Consider the following 19,415-nt stretch of genomic DNA (forward strand, 5'->3'; position numbering starts at 1 on the left):
ATGGAAGGGGGTACGACCATGGAAACCAAGCACTGGACCGTCGAGATCAACATCAGCGAGGACGACGACACCACCACGCAGGCGCGTGCCGTGCTGTTCGCCGGCGGAAGCATGCGGGTGACGGGCAAGGGAACGGCCCGCCGCAACCCGGTCGACCGCCCCGTGCCTGAGATCGGGGATGAGCTGGCGGTCAGCCGCGCCCTGGAGGATCTGGGGCACCGCCTGCACGCGGTGGCCAGCAGCGACATCGCCCACCTGTCAGGTCCCGCCTAGGGCAGGCAAACCGGACCCTGGTCATCGGCGGCCAGAGCCGCCGCCGCATGCCGATCCCGTATGGGCGGCGGTACGTCATGACCTGGGAGCTCAGGCCTCGCGGGGGGACGGGGAGAGCGCGGCGCGGTCCACCACGTCGGTGAGGCGTTCGCGGCGGCGGTAGGCGGCTCGCTGGCGGTCGGCGCCTGTGCCGGTGGCCAGGAGGCGGCGCACGCCGCTGGCCGCGTGGTCCAGGTCTCCGTTGTCCCGGAGGGCCTCAGTGACGTGGGTGAGGAGGGCGGCGACCAGGTCGCGCTGGGTGGCGGGTTGGCCGGTGAACGTGTCGATGCCCGTTCCGGAAAGGCCGTCGCGGGCGGCCAGCCAATAGGCGGCACGCAGGATCTCGGGCGAGGGGTCCGGTGCCGGGGCGCCCGTCTCGATGGCGGTGACCGACTGCTGGACCAGGGCGCGGATGAGGGCGGCGAAGAGGACGGCGTCGTCGGCCGTCAGCGCCACGTCCCCGAGCCTGATCTCGATGGTGGGGAAACGGAAAGACGGGCGGACGTCCCAGAAGAGGGTCGCCGGGTCCATCAGGGCGCCGCAGTTGAGGAGGTTCTCGACGGTCTCGTCGAAATGGGCCACGGAACGGAAGAACGGGGGCGGCCCCGCGACGGGCCAGCGCGCCCACGACATCACGCGCCAGCAGACGTGGCCGGTGTCGCGGCCCGCCCAGTAGGGGGAGTTGGCGGCGAGCGCCAGGAGAGTGGGGAGCCAGGGGCGGAGATGGTTGCTCACCTCGACTGCGAGGGCGCGGTCGGCGATGCCCACATGGACGTGGCAGGAGCAGATGCTCATCTCGTCGTCGAGCGCCCGGTAGTGCGCGAGGCTGTCGGCGTAGCGGGGGCCGCGGCTGATCGGTGGCGGGATCGGGTCGCCGAGAACGGGGGTGCCGGTCGCGGCGAGGAGCAGATCCTCGGCGGCGGCCGCGGCGGCCATGGCGGCGCGCATCGACCGGATCTGCTCGTCGAGCTTGGTGAGATCGTCGCAGGGTGAGGTCTTCGCCTCGGCCGAGGAGGCGACCAGTTCGGTGGAGACGCGATCGCCGAGATCGGCGGACACGCGCGCCACGATCACGGGGGCGCGGGGAACGATCCGTCTCGTCACCGGATCGACGACGAAATACTCCTCTTCGACGCCGAATCTGAGGGCCATCCCACCACCTCTGCTCCGGTCGCCGCGGGCGGCCACACCCTCCCGACGTTACGTGGTGGGCGAGGGCTTCGCTAGCCGCCGGGCTCGAAGAAGATCATGACGAACGCGGCGAGGTGGGTGAACACGACCATGGCGATGCCGAAGATGAACAGGTTCCTGGCCACGGAATGTTCGAAGTACTTGCCGGGCATCAGCGGCCCCCGCTCGCGCTGGCGGGCGGCGATCCGCTCCTCGAGCGGGGGACGGTTGAAGATCATTGGTTGACGATGATTACTGCCGCGGCTCGTCCACGACGACGTCGGTCATGATGTCGACCGCCCAGGCGATCACGCAGCCGATCAGGACGACCGCCGAGCCGCCCCAGAACATCGGCCAGTTGGGGCCGAGGACGAGCGCCAGGCCGCCGACGGCGAAACCGATGAAGATGATCGCCACCGCGACCCAGGACTTCGGCCGTCCTGCGTGGCTGCCACTCGACATGCGTGCTACCTCTTACCTTGTGAACGGACCCTGCCGCGGAAAACCTTAGCAATGGGCGCCCCGGACACCGCTCCGGGGTTAGCGAACGGGCCATTCGGGCATTTGTGGCGTACGTCATAGACTGGCTGGTCAAGGGGACCCCGCTCGACATGACAAGTACGCGCTCGCTTACCATCCCTGCCATGACGGTGCCGCCTGAAGAACTCGATCTGGCCGCCGCCTTCCCCCCGGCTGAGCGCGACCGGTGGCGGGAGCTGGTGAAGGGCGTGCTGCGCAAGTCCGGCGCAGCGGCCGACGACACGCCCCTGGACGAGATCGAGGGGTTCCTGACCCGCGACTCGTACGACGGCGTCCCGATCGCCGCCCTCTACACCAGGGACGACACCGCCCCAGGCCGTCCCGGGCTGGCGCCCTACGTGCGGGAGGTGCGCCCAGAGGGTGAGGGGCTGGCCGGCTGGGACGTACGGCAGCGCCACGTACATCCTGATCCTGCCGTAACGCGGGAGGCGATCCTCGCCGACCTTGAGAACGGCGCGACATCGGTGTGGCTCACGCTGGGCGCGGCGGGTCTGCCGGTGGCGGCGTTGCCCGAGGCGCTGAGGGGTGTGTTCCTCAATCTGGCGCCGGTCGTGCTGGACGCGGGCGGAGACACCACTGAGGCGGCCGAGACGTTCCTCGCATTGGCCAAGGAGCAAGGGCATGCGGCGGAGGTGTCAGGCAACCTGGGCGCCGACCCCCTGGGGCTGAGGGCTCGCACGGGTGGTCCCGATTGGGAGCTCGGATGGGTCGCTGAGCTGGCCGCCCGGTGCGTACGGGAGTTCCCGAAGCTGCGTGCGGTCACGGTGGACGGCACGGTCTACCACGACGCGGGCGGCAGCGACGCGGAGGAACTCGGCGCCGCGGTGGCCGCCGGGGTCGCCTATCTCCGGGTGCTCACCGAGGCAGGGCTGGCCGTCGACGAGGCGTTCGGGCAACTGGAGTTCCGGCTGGCGGTCAACGCCGACCAGTTCCTCTCCATCGCCAAGCTGCGGGCAGCGCGGCGGTTGTGGCAGCGGGTCGCCGAGGTGAGCGGGGCGGCCGACGGCACCGTCATGAAGATCCACGCGGTGACGTCGTCGGCGATGATGACCCGCCGCGATCCGTGGGTGAACATGCTCCGCACCACCGTGGCGGCGTTCGCGGCCGGGGTCGGCGGCGCCGACGCGGTCACCGTCCAGCCGTTCGACGCCCGGCTCGGGCTGCCCGACGACTTCTCCCGGCGGATCGCGCGCAACACCCAGACGCTCCTCCTGGAGGAGTCGAGCCTGGCGCGCGTGGTCGATCCGGCGGGCGGCTCCTGGTACGTGGAGCGGCTCACCGAGGAGCTCGCGCAGGCGGCGTGGACGTGGTTCACCGAGATCGAGAAGGCCGGGGGGCTGAACGCCGCCCTGGGCTCGGGCCTGATCGCCGACCGTCTGGCCGCGACCTGGGCACGGCGCCGTAAGGACATCGCGCGCCGGAAGGCCCCGCTGACGGGGGTGAGCGAGTTTCCCAACCTGAACGAGAAGCTGCCGGTACGGTCCCCGGCCCCCGAGGAGCCGGACGGCGGGCTGGAACTCGTACGGTACGCGCAGGACTTCGAGACACTGCGGGACAGATCTGACGCGCACGCCGAGGCGACGGGCGCCCGCCCCAAGGTCTTCCTGGCCACCCTCGGGCCGATCGCCGTGCACACCGCGCGTGTCTCGTTCGCCGCCAACCTCTTCCAAGCGGGCGGGGTCGAGACCGTCAGCGGGACGCCCGAGGAGTTCGCGAGCAGTGGCGCGACGGTGGCGTGCATCTGTTCCAGCGACAAGGTGTACGCGGAGCGCGCGGAGGATGCCGCGCGCACGCTGAAGGACGCGGGCGCAATCAAGGTGTGGCTCGCGGGTAAGGGTTCCTATGACGGCGTGGACGCGCACGTCTTCGCCGGATGCGACGCGGTCGAGGTACTGGAGACCACCCTCCACGATCTGGGAGTGAGCAGCCGATGATCCCCGACTTCGCCGAGATCGAGCTCGGCACGCCGGGCTCCGCCGACGAGGCCGCCAAGCAGTGGCGCGCGGCCGTCACCGAGGCGACCGGGCAGGACCCGGACGCCCAGACGTGGGACACGCCCGAGGGCATCGGCGTCCTGCCGCTCTACACCGGCGACGACCTGACCGGGCTGGACTTCCTCGACACCTACCCCGGCATCGCGCCGTACCTGCGCGGCCCGTACCCCGCCATGTACGCGACCCAGCCATGGACGATCCGCCAGTACGCGGGGTTCTCGACCGCGCAGGAGTCCAACGCCTTCTACCGGCGCAACCTCGCCGCCGGGCAGAAGGGCCTGTCGGTCGCGTTCGACCTGGCCACGCACCGCGGCTACGACTCCGACCACCCGCGCGTGGCGGGCGACGTCGGCATGGCCGGGGTGGCGATCGACTCGATCTACGACATGCGGCAGCTCTTCGACGGCATCCCGCTGGACCGGATGAGCGTGTCGATGACCATGAACGGCGCGGTCCTGCCCGTGCTGGCCCTCTACATCGCGGCCGCGGAGGAGCAGGGGGTGGCGCCCGAGCAGCTGGCCGGGACCATCCAGAACGACATCCTCAAGGAGTTCATGGTCCGCAACACCTACATCTACCCGCCGGCGCCGTCGATGCGGATCATCTCCGACATCTTCGCGTTCACGTCGCAGCGGATGCCGAAGTACAACTCCATCTCGATCTCCGGCTACCACATCCAGGAGGCCGGGGCCACGGCCGACCTGGAGCTGGCCTACACGCTGGCCGACGGCGTCGAGTACATCCGGGCGGGCCGGGAGGCCGGCCTCGACATCGACGCGTTCGCGCCCCGCCTGTCGTTCTTCTGGGCGATCGGCACGAACTTCTTCATGGAGGTCGCCAAGCTGCGCGCGGCACGGCTGCTGTGGGCCAAGCTCGTCAAGCGGTTCGACCCGCAGAACGCCAAGTCGCTCAGCCTGCGCACCCACTCGCAGACGTCGGGTTGGTCCCTGACCGCGCAGGACGTCTTCAACAACGTGGCGCGCACCTGCATCGAGGCGATGGCGGCGACGCAGGGCCACACACAGTCGCTGCACACCAACGCGCTCGACGAGGCGCTCGCGTTGCCGACGGACTTCTCTGCCCGGATCGCCCGTAACACCCAGCTGCTGTTGCAGCAGGAATCCGGCACGACCCGCACCATCGACCCGTGGGGCGGCAGCGCGTATGTCGAACGCCTCACCTACGACCTGGCTCGGCGGGCCTGGGCGCACATCGAAGAGGTCGAGGCCGCCGGAGGCATGGCCAAGGCCATCGACGAGGGCCTGCCCAAGCTGCGCATCGAGGAGGCCGCCGCCCGCACCCAGGCACGCATCGACTCGGGCCGGCAGCCGGTCATCGGCGTCAACAAGTACCGGCCGGACGCCGACGAGCCGATCGAGGTCCTCAAGGTCGACAACGCGTCGGTGCGCACCCAGCAGATCGAGAAGCTGCGGCGGCTGCGCGAGGAACGTTCGGAGGCCGGTGCCCAGGCCGCGCTGGCCGCGCTCAGCAACGCCGCGCAGGCGGCCGAGGAGGGCACCCGTCCCGACGACCTCGCGCACAACCTGCTCGCCCTGGCCATCGACGCCGCCCGCGCGAAGGCCACCGTGGGGGAGATCTCCGACGCGCTGGAACGGGTGTACGGCCGGCACGCCGCGCAGATCCGTACGATCTCCGGCGTGTACCGGGAGGAGGCAGGCCAGGTGAGCGCGATCGAGAAGGCCCGTGCCGCGACGGCCGGGTTCGAGGCGGCCGAGGGCCGGCGGCCGCGCATCCTGGTCGCCAAGATGGGCCAGGACGGCCACGACCGCGGTCAGAAGGTCATCGCCACGGGCTTCGCCGACCTCGGCTTCGACGTGGACGTGGGCCCGCTGTTCCAGACGCCGGGCGAGGTCGCCCGCCAGGCGGTCGAGGCCGACGTGCACATCGTCGGCGTCAACTCGCTCGCCGCCGGGCATCTCACGCTGGTGCCCGCGCTGCGCGAGGAACTGGCCGCGCTGGGCCGGGACGACATCATGATCGTCGTCGGCGGCGTCATCCCGCCCCAGGACTTCGACGAGCTCCGCGCCGCCGGGGCCGCGGCGATCTTCCCGCCCGGCACCGTGCTGGCGGACGCGGCGCTCGGCCTGCTGGAGGAGCTGTCGGCCAAGCTGGGACACGCCGCGTGAGCGACACGTGAACTCACTTGAGGACTACGTCAAAGGTGTGCGGGAGGGCTCCAGGGCGTGGGTCGCGCGCGCGATCACGCTGGTGGAGTCGAGCCGCCCCGACCACCGGGAGCTCGCCCAGCGCCTCCTCGTCGAACTGACCCCGTACGCGGGGGAGGCCCGGCGGGTGGGCATCACAGGCGTTCCGGGCGTCGGCAAATCCACGTTCATCGACGCGCTCGGCACCAACCTCACCGCGGACGGGCACAAGGTGGCGGTGCTGGCCGTCGACCCCTCCTCGACCCGGACGGGCGGCAGCATCCTCGGCGACAAGACGCGCATGAACCGCCTCGCCGTCGACCCGGACGCCTTCATCCGGCCGTCGCCCACCGCCGGGACGCTGGGCGGCGTCGCCAAGGCCACCCGCGAGGCGATGGTGGTGATGGAGGCCGCCGGATACGACATCGTCCTCGTGGAGACCGTCGGGGTCGGGCAGTCGGAGACGGCCGTCGCCGAAATGGTCGACTCGTTCCTCTTCCTCACCCTCGCCCGCACCGGCGACCAGCTGCAGGGCATCAAGAAGGGCGTCCTGGAGCTGGCGGACGTGATCGCCGTCAACAAGGCGGACGGCCCGCACATGATGGAGGCCAAGAAGGCCGCCCGTGAACTGGCCGGAGCACTTCGCCTCCTCCGCAGCGACGAACGCCTCCGCGACATCCCCGTGCTCACGTGCAGCGCGAAGGAGAACGCCGGCCTTGACACCGTCTGGCGGCACATCGTCGACCATCAGGACCGTCTGAAAGAGACCGGCGAGCTCGACGCGCGCCGCCGGCGACAGCAGGTCGGCTGGGTGTGGGCGATGGTGCGCGACCGGCTGCTGACCGAGCTGCACGAACATCCCGCCGTCCGGGAGCTGGCACCGGAGCTGGAGGCGCAGGTCGAGGAGGGGAAGCTGACCCCCGCTCTGGCGGCCGAACGCATTCTCGCGGCGTTCACTCGGCGGTCCTGAGGGCCGATCCTGAACGGATTCGGGTCATGGGTTAGTCCGGGAGAGGCTCCTGCCCGCTCGGAATCCGCTACAAAGGGCGGATGGACGTCATCGCGGTCGATGATCCGACAGACGAACAGATCCGGCAGTGGCACGCGGTGCTGCTCGCGGTGCACGGCGACGACCCGGCCGGGGACGCCCCCGAGCCTGAGCACACGGCCGCCAGGCTGCTGGGCGCCGAGCAGGGTTCCCGGCAGCGGTTCTGGGCGGCCGTCGAGGACGGCGAGATGGTCGCCGTGGCCGCGCTGCGGCTTCCGGGGGAGCCCGGCGCCGACCGGCCGGGCGAGATCGACATCCGGGTCCGGCCCGACCGGCGCCGCGAGGGGCTCGGCACCCGGCTGCTCAGCGAGGCGGCCGGAGGCCTGCGAGCCGACCGGCGTTCCAGCGTGCTGGCGCAGGTCACGGCAGGGACCCCGGCGATCCCGTTCCTGGAGTCGCACGGCTTCCGCTGCGTTCTGACCCTCAGCGGGCTTCTGCTCCACCTGGACGACGTCCCGGCGGAACGTGTCGCGGCGCTGGTGGCGGCGGGCCCGGCGGGCTACGAGCTCGTTCGCTGGCAGGGTGTCGTGCCCGACGAGTACGCCGCGGCCCTCGCCCGCGCCAAGCATGCGATGGCCGACATGTCCGCGTACGAGGGCGTGCCTTGGGACGCCGACCGGGTCCGCGAGATGGCCGAGATGGTCAACAAGCGCGGTGACGCCCTCTACACGGTCGCCGCCGTCCAGGGCACCGTCGTCGCGGGCTTCACCGAGATCGTCGTGCCCGCGCTCGGACCCGAGCGCGCCGCCCAGTACGACACGGCCGTCGTCCCCGAGCACCGCGGGCGCAGGCTGGGCATCTGGGTCAAGGCCGCGATGCTCGAATGGCTGCGGCACGAGCGCCCGGAGGTCCGCGAGATCGAGACCGACAACTCCGGCGACAACGTCCACATGCTCGCCGTCAACGAGGAACTGGGCTTCCGCCACCAGCGCGAGTCCCGCGAGTACCAGGCCTCCGCCGCCGACCTCCCCGCCTGAGTCACCCCCCAGAGTTATCCCGCCAGAGTTATCCCCAGAATCGCGCTCTAGTGCGCTGCTCCCTGCTCATCACCGAACCTGGCCCTACCCGCGGTCGACCGGACCGCCGCAGGGTCAGGAGGCCTGCCATGGCGGAGACGGTGACGACCCGTTTCCTGGTGGCGACCAACGAGGGCGTCACGCAGCTCTCAAGTCGGCGGGGCATCGACCACCTCTGCGAGGCCCTCCCCAAGACCCGCTTAGGGCGTACGGCCCGCGCACTCCTGCGGTCACGCCTGCTGAGCATCGATCCTGCGCAGCCAGCCCCCACCCAGTGGAGCCCTCGCCTTCTCCATTTGGGTGGGGCGCCCGAGGCGCTCCAGCGAGTGAACGAAGCTCGCCACCACGTGCTGCTCACCTCCGCTGCGGCTCCCTGCGATCAGCCCCGGCACGCCCAGGCGGCCCGGCTCGTGGCGCGGGTGCTCGCCGCCGCGATGAGCGGTGACCTGGTCGACCTCGACTCCGACCAGCTGCTCGCCGCCTCGCCGTCTCCCGGTGGGACTACTGAGCCCGAGCGTTTCGTGCTGGGGAACGAATGGATCGGTGTCTTCGTAACGCTTGCCCAGGAACGGGACGCGGAGCACTGCATCAGAGTCGGCACCGCGGGCATGCACCGTTTCGCGTTGCCCGAGGTCATGGCCTCCGAGGTGCCCTACGGCCATATGCTCACGGCGGCCAACATCCTGCGTGCGCTCGCGTTCCGGCTCCTTTCCGACGGCGGGATCCCCGCGAAGTTCACCCTCGATGCAGGCGACCTGCTCCGCTTCTGGGGCGCCCGTCCTGCTCCAGCGGGTCGCCTTTCGCTTCGCCTTACCCCGGCGGAATCAGACTGCTCCGGGTGCAGCAAGGCTTTAGCGGTCCTTCCACCCACCCGGCGCGGCACGGGCCTGGAGAGCGGTCGCGCCACGGGCTGCGGCGATCCGGTCTGGTGGGAGGAGAGGGCGGCGGAGGCCATGCCCAAACTGGTGTCCGCCTCTCCGGAGTGACGGCGCCGCTCTCCATCTCGCCGCGATCCGGCGGGAAAATCCGTTGCCGGGGTTGCGCCGGATGGGCACCCTAATGGTGGTGACGGAAAACCGGAACCCCAGGAATTGTCTGGTCATTCCTCTGTAGTTCAAAGGCAGAACGCCGCACTGTTAATGCGGATATCCAGGTTCGAATCCTGGCGGGGGAGCGGAAGAGGAAGGCCGGCCAAGCGCAGCTTGTCGATTGGCGGGCGGCGGGCGGGGGCTGGAAGGGAGGTGGGGGCAGTGACGGTGCTCGTTCTGAACGCGTCGTACGAGCCGTTCCAGAAAGTCGACCTGCGGCACGCCATCCGCATGCTGGTGCGCGGGGTGGCCGTCGTCGAGGAGGCGGAGGAGGGCCGGACGTTCGGCCACTTCCCCGTCCCGCGGGTGCTGAGGCTCGTCCGCTACGTCGCGATGCGCTGGCGGCATGGCAGGCGCCCACCGTGGAGCAAACGGGGCATCTACCTGCGCGACAAGGGCCTGTGCGGCTACTGCGGGAAGCGCGGCCACACGATCGACCACGTGCTCCCGCAGTCGCGCGGTGGCGCGGACACATGGCACAACACCGTGCTCGCGTGCGGGAAGTGCAACAACCGGAAGGGCAGCCGAACCCCCGACGAGGCGGGGATGCGGCTGCGGTTCGAGCTGCGCGTCCCGCGCTGGGAGGAACTCGTCGGACTTTAACGGCCGGACCGTCTCCATTCGGAGCGGTCCGGCTGTCTTTTTCCGGTAGGGTCACCCTTCGGTAGCATCCGTGTGACGCTGTGTGGTTAGAGGAACTCCTGAGGCAAATTGGCCGATTGTGGTAGCGTTCCGCCAATCTTCTGCACGATACGGAGGAGATCAGTGGCGGCCCTCGACCCACTCGGCAGAAAGCGACGCTTCGCCAGCGGACGTTCGCTGAGCAAACGCTGCGCGGCCCTCGCCTTGGTCGTGGCGGTCTCAGCGACGTTGCCCCCGGCGTCCAGCGGCGCTGCCGGCGTCCCGGCGGCACCCAAGGACATCAAGAAGGAGTACGCCAAGCTCAAGAAGCGCGCGGACGCCCTCAACAAGGAGTACCGCGGTGAGCTGATCTCGCTCGACCAGGCCAAGCGCGCCGCCGAGCGGGCGGGCCTGGAGGCCGACCGGCTGACCCGCGAATTCGACACCGCCCGAGCCGATCTGAGCCGGTTCGCCGCGTCCTCGTACATGAGCGGCAGGTTCGAGACGATCCCCATGGTCACCGGCGGTGACCCGGAGGCCGCCATCCGGGACATGACCGTGGTCGAGCACCTCTCCCGCAACACCGGTCGGCGCCTGGAGAGCATGGAGTCCCTCGCGAGCCAGGCCACCCGGTCCCAGCAGGTGGCGAGCGCCAAGCTGGCCGACGTGCGCAAGGAGATCGACGAGCTGGAGGGACAGCGGGAGCGGGTCAAGAAGCTGCTCGCCAAGTACAAGCCCGAGGTCCCCACCACGCCCGGCCGCCCCGACGGCGCCCCGAAGACCAAGTCCCCGCTCATCGGCCCCTCCATGACCAGCCGCATGCGCACGCTGATGCTGGCCATCGACAGCAGGTTCGGCCCGTTCCCCGCGATCGGCTGTTCCCGCCCCGGCGACCCGCAGGACCACGGCTCAGGGCGGGCGTGCGACTTCATGGAGAGCACCGGCGGCAAGATGCCCAGCTCCGGCGCCCGCGCCCACGGTGACGCGGTCGCCCAGTTCGTGATCAGCAACGCCTCCCGCTACGGCGTGAAGTACGTGATCTGGCGCCAGCGCATCTACGACATGCGCGGCGGCGGCGGCTGGAAGTCCATGTCCGACCGCGGCAGCGTCACCGCCAATCACTACGACCACAACCACGTCTCCGTCTTCTGACCCCGTGACGGACGTGAGGCGTGCTCCCTGGTACGGCTCTTAGCCGACTTCTCCGACGATCAGTCCCGGGCCGTTCGGCAGAAGGGCGGGTGAGGATGCGGCTCTGCCGGGCATCCCGGTCGAGGTGATCGCGGGGGTCTAGGCCTCGGTCAGGGGGAGGAGGACCTGGAACCGGGTGTCGCCGGGCTGGGACTCTACGCGGATGTCACCGTTGTGGCGGTCGACCACGATGCGCCAGGAGATGTCCAGGCCGAGGCCCGTGCCCTGGCCGACGGGCTTGGTGGTGAAGAAGGGCGTGAAGACCCGGGCCAGGTTCTCCTCGGGGATGCCCACGCCGGTGTCGGCGATCTCCACCAGGGCGTGGTCGTTCTCGCGGGCGGTGGTGATGGTGAGGGTCCCCTTGCCGTTCATGGCGTAGAGGGCGTTGACGATCAGGTTGGTCCAGACCTGGTTGAGCTCGGCGGCGTAGACGGGCACCTCGGGCAGCCCGGGGTCGTAGGACGTGACCACCTGGACGTTGCCGATCTTGCGCTTGAGCATGGTGAGCGTGCTGTCGAGGAGCTGGCGCAGGTCCACGCGCTGGTACGGGGCACGGTCGAGCTGGGAGTACTGGCGGGCCGAGTCCAGGAGGGCGGTGATGCGGCTCGTGGCGTCGGAGATCTCCGCCTGGAGCTGGCCGACCTCGATGATCTCGGCGAGCCAGCGGATGGCGGCGGGGAGCTGGCGGTCCCCGGCGACGGCGGCGACCTCCTCCGCGTCAGGCACGCCGAGCCCGCCGGCCACCAGGCCGGGCGCGAGCTCCCACGCGCCGTCGACGTCGTGGTCCTCCAGCCAGTCGCCCAGCTCGTCCTCGGCGTCGCTGATCTCCAGCGGGGTGCGGGGGCGGGCCTGCGGCAGGGTCTCGCGCAGGTGGACGAGCTTGCCGAGCCGCTCGCAGTCGACACCGGCGGCCGCGAGCTCGGCCAGCCGCTTCTGGGAGGAGACGAGCCGGTCGCCGAGCTCGGCGCTGGCGCGGGAAGCGGCGGCGGCCGGGTTGTTGAGCTCATGGGTGAGCCCGGCGGTGATCGTGCCGAGCGCGGTGAGGCGTTCCCGCTGGTCGACGATCCGCCGGGCGTTGCTCATGCCGAAGAAGATGCCCTCCAGCAGGTGCGTCGCCATCGGGAACCACTTGCGGACCGCCTTGCCGAACTTGCGGGCGGGCAGAGTGAACATGCGAGTGGGCCGCGTGGCGCGCAGCGTGTGCCCGTACTTCTGCTCGATCTGGTCGTCGAGGTAGGCCATGACGGCACCGCCGTACACCCCGGGTTGGGAACCGCGGGTCAGCTCGGCATGGTGCTCCTGGACCAGCTGGGAGAGCGAGACCTCGCCCTCCAGAAGGACGAAGAGGAACTCCGCGGGGTCGCCCTGCGCGCAGATGATGTCGCCCTCGGCGTACGTGCGCACCGAACCGTAGGTGCAGAGCCACTCCAGCTGCTCGTCGTCGAGATGCTCGAAGAGGAACAGCGGGCGCAGGTCCTCGGGTGTGACCATCATGATTGCTCCAGGTAGCGGTGGACGAGGGCGACGGCCATGGCTCCCGTCGCCGACCGCGGAGGCGACGCGCTTCATCGAGTCCGCCCGGACGTCGCCTGCGGCGAAGACACCGGGCACGTTCGTCTCCAGGTGGTAGGGCTGGCGGTGGACCGGCCAGCCCGGTGGGCGGCGCCCGTCCGCGACGAGGTCGGGACCGGTCAGGATGTAGCCGCGCTGGTCGCGTTCGATCACGCCTTCGAGCCATTCGGTGCGGGGTTCGGCGCCGATGAAGACGAAGAGCCAGTGGGCGTCCACGATGCGTTCGCCGCCGGGGCCCGCCAGCGTGAGCCGCTCCAGGTGGTCGGTGCCTTCGCCGGAGATGATGGTCGTCCGGGTGTGGACCTCGATGTTGGGGATGTCGGCGATCTGCTGGATCAGATAGTGCGACATCGACCGCTCCAGGCCGTCGGCCCGGACGAGGACGTGCACGCGCTTGGCGACGCGGGAGAGGTTGACGGCCGCCTGCCCGGCCGAGTTGGCGCCGCCGACGACGTACACCTCCTCGTCGGCACAGCTGGACGTCTCGGCCATCGCCGCGCCGTAGTAGACGCCGACGCCGACCAGGTCGTCCAGGCCCGTCGCGTCCAGCCGCCGGTAGGAGACCCCGGTCGCCAGGATGACCGCGTGGGCGGCGATCTCGGTGCCGTCGGCCTGCCGGACCACCCGGGCCTGGCCGCGCGTCTCCAGGCCGGTGACCTTGCCGGTGGTGATCAGCTCGGCGCCGAACCGCTCGGCTTGGCGGCGGGCGCGGTCGGCGAGCTGGGCGCCGGAGACGCCGTCGGGGAAGCCGAGGTAGTTCTCGATGCGCGAGCTCTGACCGGCCTGCCCGCCCGAGGCGTGCCGTTCGATCAGGACGGTGCGCAGGCCCTCCGACGCCCCGTAGACGGCGGCGCCGAGCCCGGCGGGGCCGCCGCCCACCACGATCAGGTCGTAGAAGTCGGCCTCGGGGGAGGTGGACAGGCCCACGGCGGCGGCCAGCTCGGCGTCGGTCGGGGCGGAGAGCGTGGTGCCGTCGGCGGTGACGATCAGCGGGAGCTCGGGGTCGCCCGCGGCCTTGAGCAGCTCGGCTGCCTCAGGGGCGGTGTCCAGCAGCCAGGTGTAGGGCACCTGGTTGCGTGCCAGGAAGTCGCGGACCTGGTACGAGCGATTGGACCAGCGATGCCCGACCACGCGCAGCTCGCCGGGCGTGGCCCGCTCCGTCCGCAGCCACGCCTCCAGCTGCGAGTCGATCACCGGGTAGAACTTCTCGTCCGGCGGGTTCCAGGGCTTGAGCATGTAGTGGTCGAGGTCCACCACGTTGATGGCGCGGATCGCGGCGTCGGTGTCGGCGTAGGCGGTCAGCAGCACCCGCCGGGCGTAGGGGAACAGGTCCATGGCCTGCTCCAGGAACTCCACGCCCGTCATCTCGGGCATGCGGTGATCGGCCAGCAGCAGCGCGGTGTCGTCCCCGCGCAGCCGCAGCTCCCGCAGCGAGTCGAGGGCCTGCGGGCCGGACTCGGCGCGCACCACCCGGTAGGTCTCGGCGTACCGGCGGCGCAGGTCACGCGCCACGGCCCGGGACACCCCCGGGTCGTCGTCCACGGTCAGCAGCACAGGCTTGGACAACACCCAACTCCCTGGTCTCCTCATGATCGCGTCTCCCGCGATCCCCCAAAGCCTACGTCGCCGGGCGAACGGTGCGGAGTCCTGAGACTGATCCCGGCCGTCCGCCCCGGTCGCACGCACGGGTGGGCGCATCGGCGATGATCAGAGCATGGATCTGCGCGTTGCACTGATCGGCTTCGGCACCGGCGGCTCGGTTTTCCACGCCCCGCTGATCTCCTCGGTCCCGGGGCTGCGGCTGGCCGCCGTGGTCACGTCCGATCCAGGGCGCCAGGCGGCCGTCCGCCGGCGCCACCCGGACACGAACGTCCTGGACAGCGCGGATCGGCTGTGGGAGGCCACCGGGGTGTACGACCTGGTGGTGGTGACCGCGCCCAACCGCCTGCACGTGCCGCTGGCCCGGGAGGCCCTGAGCTGCGGGATGCCGGTGGTCGTCGACAAGCCGGTGGCGGCGTCGGCGGCCGACGCGCGGTCGCTCGCCGCGCTGAGCGCCGTCCGCGGCCTGCCCGTGATCCCGTTCCACAACCGGCGGTGGGACGGCGACTTCCGGACCGCCCGGACGCTCATCCGGGACGGCGCGCTGGGCGATGTGCGGCGCTTCGAGTCGCGCTTCGAACGGTGGCGGCCGCAGATCAAGCAGGGCTGGAAGGAGAGCGACGACCCGCGGGACGCCGGCGGGATCCTGTACGACCTGGGCTCGCACCTCATCGACCAGGCGATCCAACTCTTCGGCCGGCCGCGGCAGGTGTACGCGGAGATCGATGTGCGCAGGCCCGGCGCGGTGGCCCCGGACGACGTCTTCGTCGCGCTGGCCCACCCGGGCGGCGTGCGCTCCCACCTTTGGATGAGTGCGACCGCGGCGCAGCTGGGGCCGCGTTTCCGGGTGCTGGGCAGCCGTGCCGCCTACACGGTCAACGGGCTGGACGGCCAGGAGGACGCTCTGCGCGCGGGCGCGACTCCCCGGGACCGGGGCTGGGGCGTCACACCGCCCGAGGCGTTTGGGCGGATCGGCGCGCCCGGTGACGAACGCGCGCAGCCCACGGAGATGGGCGCGTACCAGGAGTTCTATGAGGGTGTCGAACGGGCCGTCCGCGGCGAGGCGCCCCCTCCTGTCACGCTGAGCGACGCCATCGTCGGCCTGGAGGTCATCGAGGCAGCCCTCCGTTCGGCCCGGGACGGCCAGGTCGTCGAGTTGGGCGCCGCTCAGTAGCGGAGGTCGGCCAGGACCCCGTAGTGGTCGGACGGGAGGATCCCGTCGACCGGCTCGGTGCCGAGGAGCCGGCAGCGCACGGGGTGACCGGCTCCCCCCGCCCGTGGCCAGGCGGAGAAGACGTAGTCGATCCGCCGGTCGGGGAAGAGCACCGGGCGTGCCCAGGGGTTGGTGTTGGCCCAGGTGTGCCCGGGAGTGCCGTCGCCCGCCAGCTCCCAGGCGTCGTAGAAGACGAGCCCCGGGGCGCACACGGCGGCACGGCCGGTGAGCATCCGGATCTCGTCGCTGTCAGGGCCGGCGTTGAAGTCACCACAGAGCACGACGGGCGCCGACGTGTCGGCCACCTTCCGCACGTACGCGCCGAGGTCGCGGACCTGCCCCTGGCGCTGGACGCTGTGCCCGAGCTTCCAGCCGAGCCCGATGCCGAACACGTGCACCGGCCCGCGCGGCCCGTCCGCTCGCGCGTACACCGCCAGGCCCGAGTCCCAGCCTTCCTGGTCGCCGAGCCGTTGCCGGCCCACCCGGGAGAGCGGCCAGCGGGACATGATCAGGATGCCCGACATCCCGCCGTCCTCCGAGCCGTCCTCGGGTGCGCCGAGGAAGGCGTGGTGGGGCAGGCCGAGGGCGTGCTTCAGCCGCTCGCCCTGGGTCTCGTCGGCGCTCTCCCAGGCCTCGGTGAACACCACCAGATCGGCCGCGGCGGCCTTGAGCACGTCGAGGATCGCCCGTTCGCGCTCGCGCCACGGACCGTACCGCGACCAGACGTTCCAGGTCGCCACCCGCATCGTGGTGTCGATCAACGGCCCGTACGGCTGGTCGATGTCGTAGCCCATTCCATGAGCGTTTCACCACCCGGCACGGTGTTCCAGTCCCATCGGACCCGATCCGGTCAGTCGAAGAGGTCGGGCTGCTCGCGGGTGATCTGGTCGTACAGCGGCTGGTAGTTGATCCAGCCGACCAGGTCGTTGCCGATCTGCGAGTGGGTCAGCTTGGCGTTCTCGGGCTCGATCGGGACCACCGTCCCGGCCGCCTTGGCCAGGAGCTGCACCTGGCACGAGCGCTCCATCGTGATGAACCACCAGGCGGCGGCGTCGACCGTCTCGCCCACGGTGAGCAGGCCGTGGTTGCGCAGGATGACGGCCTTGTAGTCGCCCAGGGCGGCGGCGATGCGCTTGCCCTCCTCAAGATCGGTCACGACGCCGGTGTAGTCGTCGAAGAGCCCGTGGTCCTCGTAGAACGCGCAGACGTCCTGAGTGATGGGCTCCAGCTTCTGGCCGAGCGCGGAGATCGCGCGGCCGTGGGTGGAGTGGCTGTGCGCGGCGGCCACCACGCCGGGGCGGGCCTGGTGCACCTGCGAGTGGATGGCGAAGGCGGCCTCGTTGACCGGGTAGCGGCCCTCCACCACCTGGCCCTGGTGGTTGACCAGGATCAGGTCGCTGACCTTGATGTGCTTGAAGGACATGCCGAACGGGTTGACCCAGAAATGGTCGGTGTGCTCGGGGTCGCGGGTGGTGATGTGACCGGCCACGCCCTCCTCGAACCCGAACTTGCCGAAGATCCGCAACGCGGCCGTGAGCCGTTCCTTGCGGTGCCGGCGCTCGTCCTCGACGGTGTCGAAGGACGGGGGCAGCCGGAAGATCAAGTCGGTCGCCAGCTTGTCGAGGAACTTCTCTTCGTCGGACACGGGGACACTCCTTCGATTGTCTCGTACCACCAAACATCATCGGTGACCCCGTCGCCTAGGCTGATTTGGTCCAAGCAGGAGGGCGGCCGTTGTCCCAGGCGGACAATGAGTGAGGCGAGGAGGGCGACGCGCATGGCGCCACCGGACGCCGACCCGTTCCTCAGACTGCTGCTGGAGCGGAGCGCCGACCCCGCTCTGCTGGACACGACGGTCCGGGCCGCTCGGAGCAAGTCCGAGCTGGTCGCGACCCTGCCGGAGGAGGAGACCCGGCGCCACACCCAGGCCCTCCTCAGCGGCGTCCTGGCCGCGCTGGCCAACGATGGCGAGCCCGGGGAGGACCTCTTCCAGGCAGCGGAACGGCTCGGTTCGGATCGTGCCCGCCAAGGGGTCCCGGTGGCCGCGCTCCTTGACGGCTTCCAGGCGGGCCGGTCGCACCTGGTCCGGCTGCTGATCGGCGAGGGACGTGAGCTCGGGGTGCCCGCGGGCGCGCTGCTCGACGGCGTCACCCGGATCGACGACATCACCACCGCTCTCGTCCACCGCATGGTGCACGCCCACCGCATCGCCGAGCTGGAGATGGCCCGCACCACGCGGGAAGGCCACATCCAGATGTTGCGCCAGCTCCTGCACGGGGAGTACGAACCGGTCCTCGCCCCGCTCGATCCCGCCGTCCCGTACCACTGCGTGGTCTCCGACGTCAGCGACCCGGCCGTGGCAGCCGGGATCGAAGCCGCCCTCACGGCGGCCGGGCACGGCCTCTGCGGGATCGTCGACGGACGGCTGGCGGCGCTCGTCACCCGATTGCCGGCGTTCCCAGCGGACACCCCCCTCCTGGTGGCCGCCCCGGCGGTGCCTCCCGCCGAGATCGCACCGCTGTACGAGCTGGGACAGCGGGCGTTGCGGGCGGGTCGCACCGCCGGGCTGCACGGCCTGCGGAGCCTGACCGACCTTGCGCTGCTCACGGTCACCCAAGCGGAGCCCGCGCTCGGGCGTCTGCTGGCCGGCGCGCTGCTCGGCAAGCTCGACGGCGACGACCCCTTCCACCGGGAGCTCGCCGAAACCGCGCTGGCGTACCTGGACCACGGCGGCCGGATCGACGACACGGCGGCCGCGCTGCACGTCCACGGCAACACGGTGAAATACCGGCTCCGGCGCCTTCGCGAGCTGACGGGCCGGTCGCCGTCCGAGGCCGCCGGAGCCGAGCCCACCGCGCACTGGTGGTGGGCGCTGCGCAGTTGGCTGGGCCGTTAAGGAAAGCTGGTTGGGCCGTCGATGAAAACCTGGGCGCAACACACTTTCTAGGGGGCGTTTTGAGCCAAGTGAAGGTCAGCACGGTGATGTGGCCGACGGAGCCGTGGCCGGAGGCGGGCGGGCTCTGGCGGCGTGCCGAGGAGCTGGGGTTCCACGCCGCGCTGGTGTACGACCACATCGCCTGGCGCGGGATCACGCCCTGGTACGACGCGTACAGCACGCTGTCCGCCGCGGCGGGGATCACCTCGCGGATCCGGCTGGGCACGCTCGTCACCTCGCCCAACTTCCGCCATCCGGTGCCCACCGCGCACGCGGCCAGGACCATCGACCACATCAGCGGTGGCCGGTTCACGCTGGGAATCGGCGCGGGCGGCATGAATCGCAGCTCCGACGCCGGGATCCTCGGCGACGGGGAGTGGACGGCCCGGGAACGCGCCGGGAGGTTCGCCGAATGGACGGACCTCATGGACGCGTTGCTGCGCGGGTCCGAGGTGACCTTCGACGGCACGTACTACTCGGCTCGCGAGGTGCTGACGTCGCCAGGGTGCGTCCAGCGGCCACGGCTGCCGTTCGCGATCGCCGCCACCGGGCCGCGCGGTCTCCGGGTGGCCGCTCGCCAGGCCGGCATGTGGGTCACCACCGGCAGCCGCGAGCTCCGCCACGACCCGCAGGAGGCGGTGCGCCGGCAGCTGGAAGGACTGCGGGAGGCGTGCGAGGCCGAAGGGCGCGACCCGGGTGAGCTGCGGCGGCTGTTCCTCACCGGCTTCACCGAGGAGCCCTGGCTGGAGTCGCCCGAGGCGTTCGCTGATCTCGCCGGTCGCTACGCCGAGCTTGGCATCACCGACATCGGCCTCCATTGGCCGCGTCCCGGCACCGACTGGGACGCCGACATGAAGGTCTTCGAGGCCGTCGCGAGCGCGCACCGCGGCTGAACCGCTTGTGATCGAACGGCTGGACCACCGGCCGCCGCCGCGCTAGGCTCCGGACCGA

The 19,415-nt window shown here is 70.9% G+C and carries 17 protein-coding genes and 1 tRNA gene; 12 read left to right on the plus strand and 6 right to left on the minus strand.

Annotation, left to right across the window (positions count from 1 at the left end; all coding sequences use genetic code 11):
- Positions 1–18 precede the first annotated feature (18 nt).
- Positions 19–273 carry a DUF1876 domain-containing protein gene (locus tag F8566_RS02815; RefSeq protein ID WP_151557584.1) on the plus strand — a complete coding sequence of 85 codons (255 nt, stop codon included), beginning with the start codon at positions 19–21 and terminating at the stop codon, positions 271–273.
- Between the two features lie 90 nt (positions 274–363).
- On the opposite strand, the gene F8566_RS02820 is transcribed toward F8566_RS02815, so the two are convergent.
- The 3 genes from F8566_RS02820 to F8566_RS02830 form a co-directional block, all read right to left on the minus strand.
- Complete coding sequence (locus tag F8566_RS02820) at positions 364–1,464, minus strand: carboxylate-amine ligase (protein ID WP_151557586.1); 1,101 nt, start codon at positions 1,462–1,464, stop codon at positions 364–366.
- Between the two features lie 71 nt (positions 1,465–1,535).
- A complete protein-coding gene (locus F8566_RS02825; protein WP_225992796.1) occupies positions 1,536–1,721 on the minus strand; it encodes a hypothetical protein in 186 nt (61 codons plus the stop codon).
- A gap of 13 nt (positions 1,722–1,734) precedes the next feature.
- Positions 1,735–1,944 carry an HGxxPAAW family protein gene (locus tag F8566_RS02830; protein WP_151557588.1) on the minus strand — a complete coding sequence of 70 codons (210 nt, stop codon included), beginning with the start codon at positions 1,942–1,944 and terminating at the stop codon, positions 1,735–1,737.
- 182 nt (positions 1,945–2,126) lie between these two features.
- Here F8566_RS02830 and F8566_RS02835 point away from each other — a divergent pair, with 182 nt between their 5' ends.
- The 8 genes from F8566_RS02835 to F8566_RS02870 all read left to right on the plus strand — a co-directional run bounded on the left by F8566_RS02835 (position 2,127) and on the right by F8566_RS02870 (position 11,106).
- Positions 2,127–3,956, plus strand: a complete 1,830-nt coding sequence (locus tag F8566_RS02835; RefSeq protein ID WP_151557590.1) for a methylmalonyl-CoA mutase subunit beta — start codon at positions 2,127–2,129, stop codon at positions 3,954–3,956.
- A complete protein-coding gene (gene scpA / locus F8566_RS02840; RefSeq protein ID WP_151557592.1) occupies positions 3,953–6,163 on the plus strand; it encodes a methylmalonyl-CoA mutase in 2,211 nt (736 codons plus the stop codon). The genes F8566_RS02835 and scpA overlap by 4 nt, the downstream gene beginning before the upstream one ends.
- A 7-nt stretch (positions 6,164–6,170) precedes the next feature.
- Positions 6,171–7,151, plus strand: coding sequence for a methylmalonyl Co-A mutase-associated GTPase MeaB (gene meaB, locus F8566_RS02845; RefSeq protein WP_151557594.1), 981 nt, complete (start codon positions 6,171–6,173; stop codon positions 7,149–7,151).
- Positions 7,152–7,231: 80 nt separating this feature from the next.
- Entirely contained in the window at positions 7,232–8,206 is a 975-nt protein-coding gene (locus tag F8566_RS02850) for a GNAT family N-acetyltransferase (protein ID WP_151557596.1), read from the plus strand.
- Between the two features lie 128 nt (positions 8,207–8,334).
- Positions 8,335–9,231, plus strand: a complete 897-nt coding sequence (locus F8566_RS02855; protein ID WP_151557598.1) for a hypothetical protein — start codon at positions 8,335–8,337, stop codon at positions 9,229–9,231.
- 117 nt (positions 9,232–9,348) lie between these two features.
- Positions 9,349–9,419: transfer RNA gene (locus F8566_RS02860), tRNA-Asn, on the plus strand.
- A gap of 76 nt (positions 9,420–9,495) precedes the next feature.
- Complete coding sequence (locus F8566_RS02865) at positions 9,496–9,936, plus strand: HNH endonuclease (RefSeq protein ID WP_151557600.1); 441 nt, start codon at positions 9,496–9,498, stop codon at positions 9,934–9,936.
- A gap of 162 nt (positions 9,937–10,098) precedes the next feature.
- Positions 10,099–11,106, plus strand: coding sequence for a coiled-coil domain-containing protein (locus tag F8566_RS02870; protein ID WP_225992797.1), 1,008 nt, complete (start codon positions 10,099–10,101; stop codon positions 11,104–11,106).
- 138 nt (positions 11,107–11,244) lie between these two features.
- On the opposite strand, the gene F8566_RS50840 is transcribed toward F8566_RS02870, so the two are convergent.
- Positions 11,245–14,283: an FAD-dependent oxidoreductase gene (locus F8566_RS50840; RefSeq protein ID WP_225992798.1), complete on the minus strand. Its 3,039-nt coding sequence runs from the start codon at positions 14,281–14,283 to the stop codon at positions 11,245–11,247.
- A 148-nt stretch (positions 14,284–14,431) separates the two neighbouring features.
- Here F8566_RS50840 and F8566_RS02885 point away from each other — a divergent pair, with 148 nt between their 5' ends.
- On the plus strand, positions 14,432–15,490 hold the full coding sequence (locus tag F8566_RS02885; protein WP_151557604.1) for a Gfo/Idh/MocA family oxidoreductase: 1,059 nt from the start codon (positions 14,432–14,434) through the stop codon (positions 15,488–15,490).
- Here F8566_RS02885 and F8566_RS02890 read toward each other — a convergent pair.
- Both F8566_RS02890 and F8566_RS02895 read right to left on the minus strand, forming a co-directional pair.
- Entirely contained in the window at positions 15,484–16,323 is an 840-nt protein-coding gene (locus tag F8566_RS02890; protein WP_151557606.1) for an endonuclease/exonuclease/phosphatase family protein, read from the minus strand. The genes F8566_RS02885 and F8566_RS02890 overlap by 7 nt on opposite strands.
- Before the next feature lie 56 nt (positions 16,324–16,379).
- Positions 16,380–17,174, minus strand: coding sequence for a class II aldolase/adducin family protein (locus F8566_RS02895; RefSeq protein ID WP_225992799.1), 795 nt, complete (start codon positions 17,172–17,174; stop codon positions 16,380–16,382).
- Positions 17,175–17,306: 132 nt separating this feature from the next.
- Between F8566_RS02895 and F8566_RS02900 the strand changes: the two genes are divergently transcribed.
- Complete coding sequence (locus F8566_RS02900; protein ID WP_151557608.1) at positions 17,307–18,425, plus strand: helix-turn-helix domain-containing protein; 1,119 nt, start codon at positions 17,307–17,309, stop codon at positions 18,423–18,425.
- A gap of 68 nt (positions 18,426–18,493) precedes the next feature.
- A complete protein-coding gene (locus tag F8566_RS02905; protein WP_151557968.1) occupies positions 18,494–19,357 on the plus strand; it encodes an LLM class flavin-dependent oxidoreductase in 864 nt (287 codons plus the stop codon).
- Positions 19,358–19,415: the final 58 nt, after the last annotated feature.

Source organism: Actinomadura rudentiformis (genome assembly GCF_008923185.1).
GTDB classification, from domain to species: Bacteria; Actinomycetota; Actinomycetes; order Streptosporangiales; family Streptosporangiaceae; genus Spirillospora; species Spirillospora rudentiformis.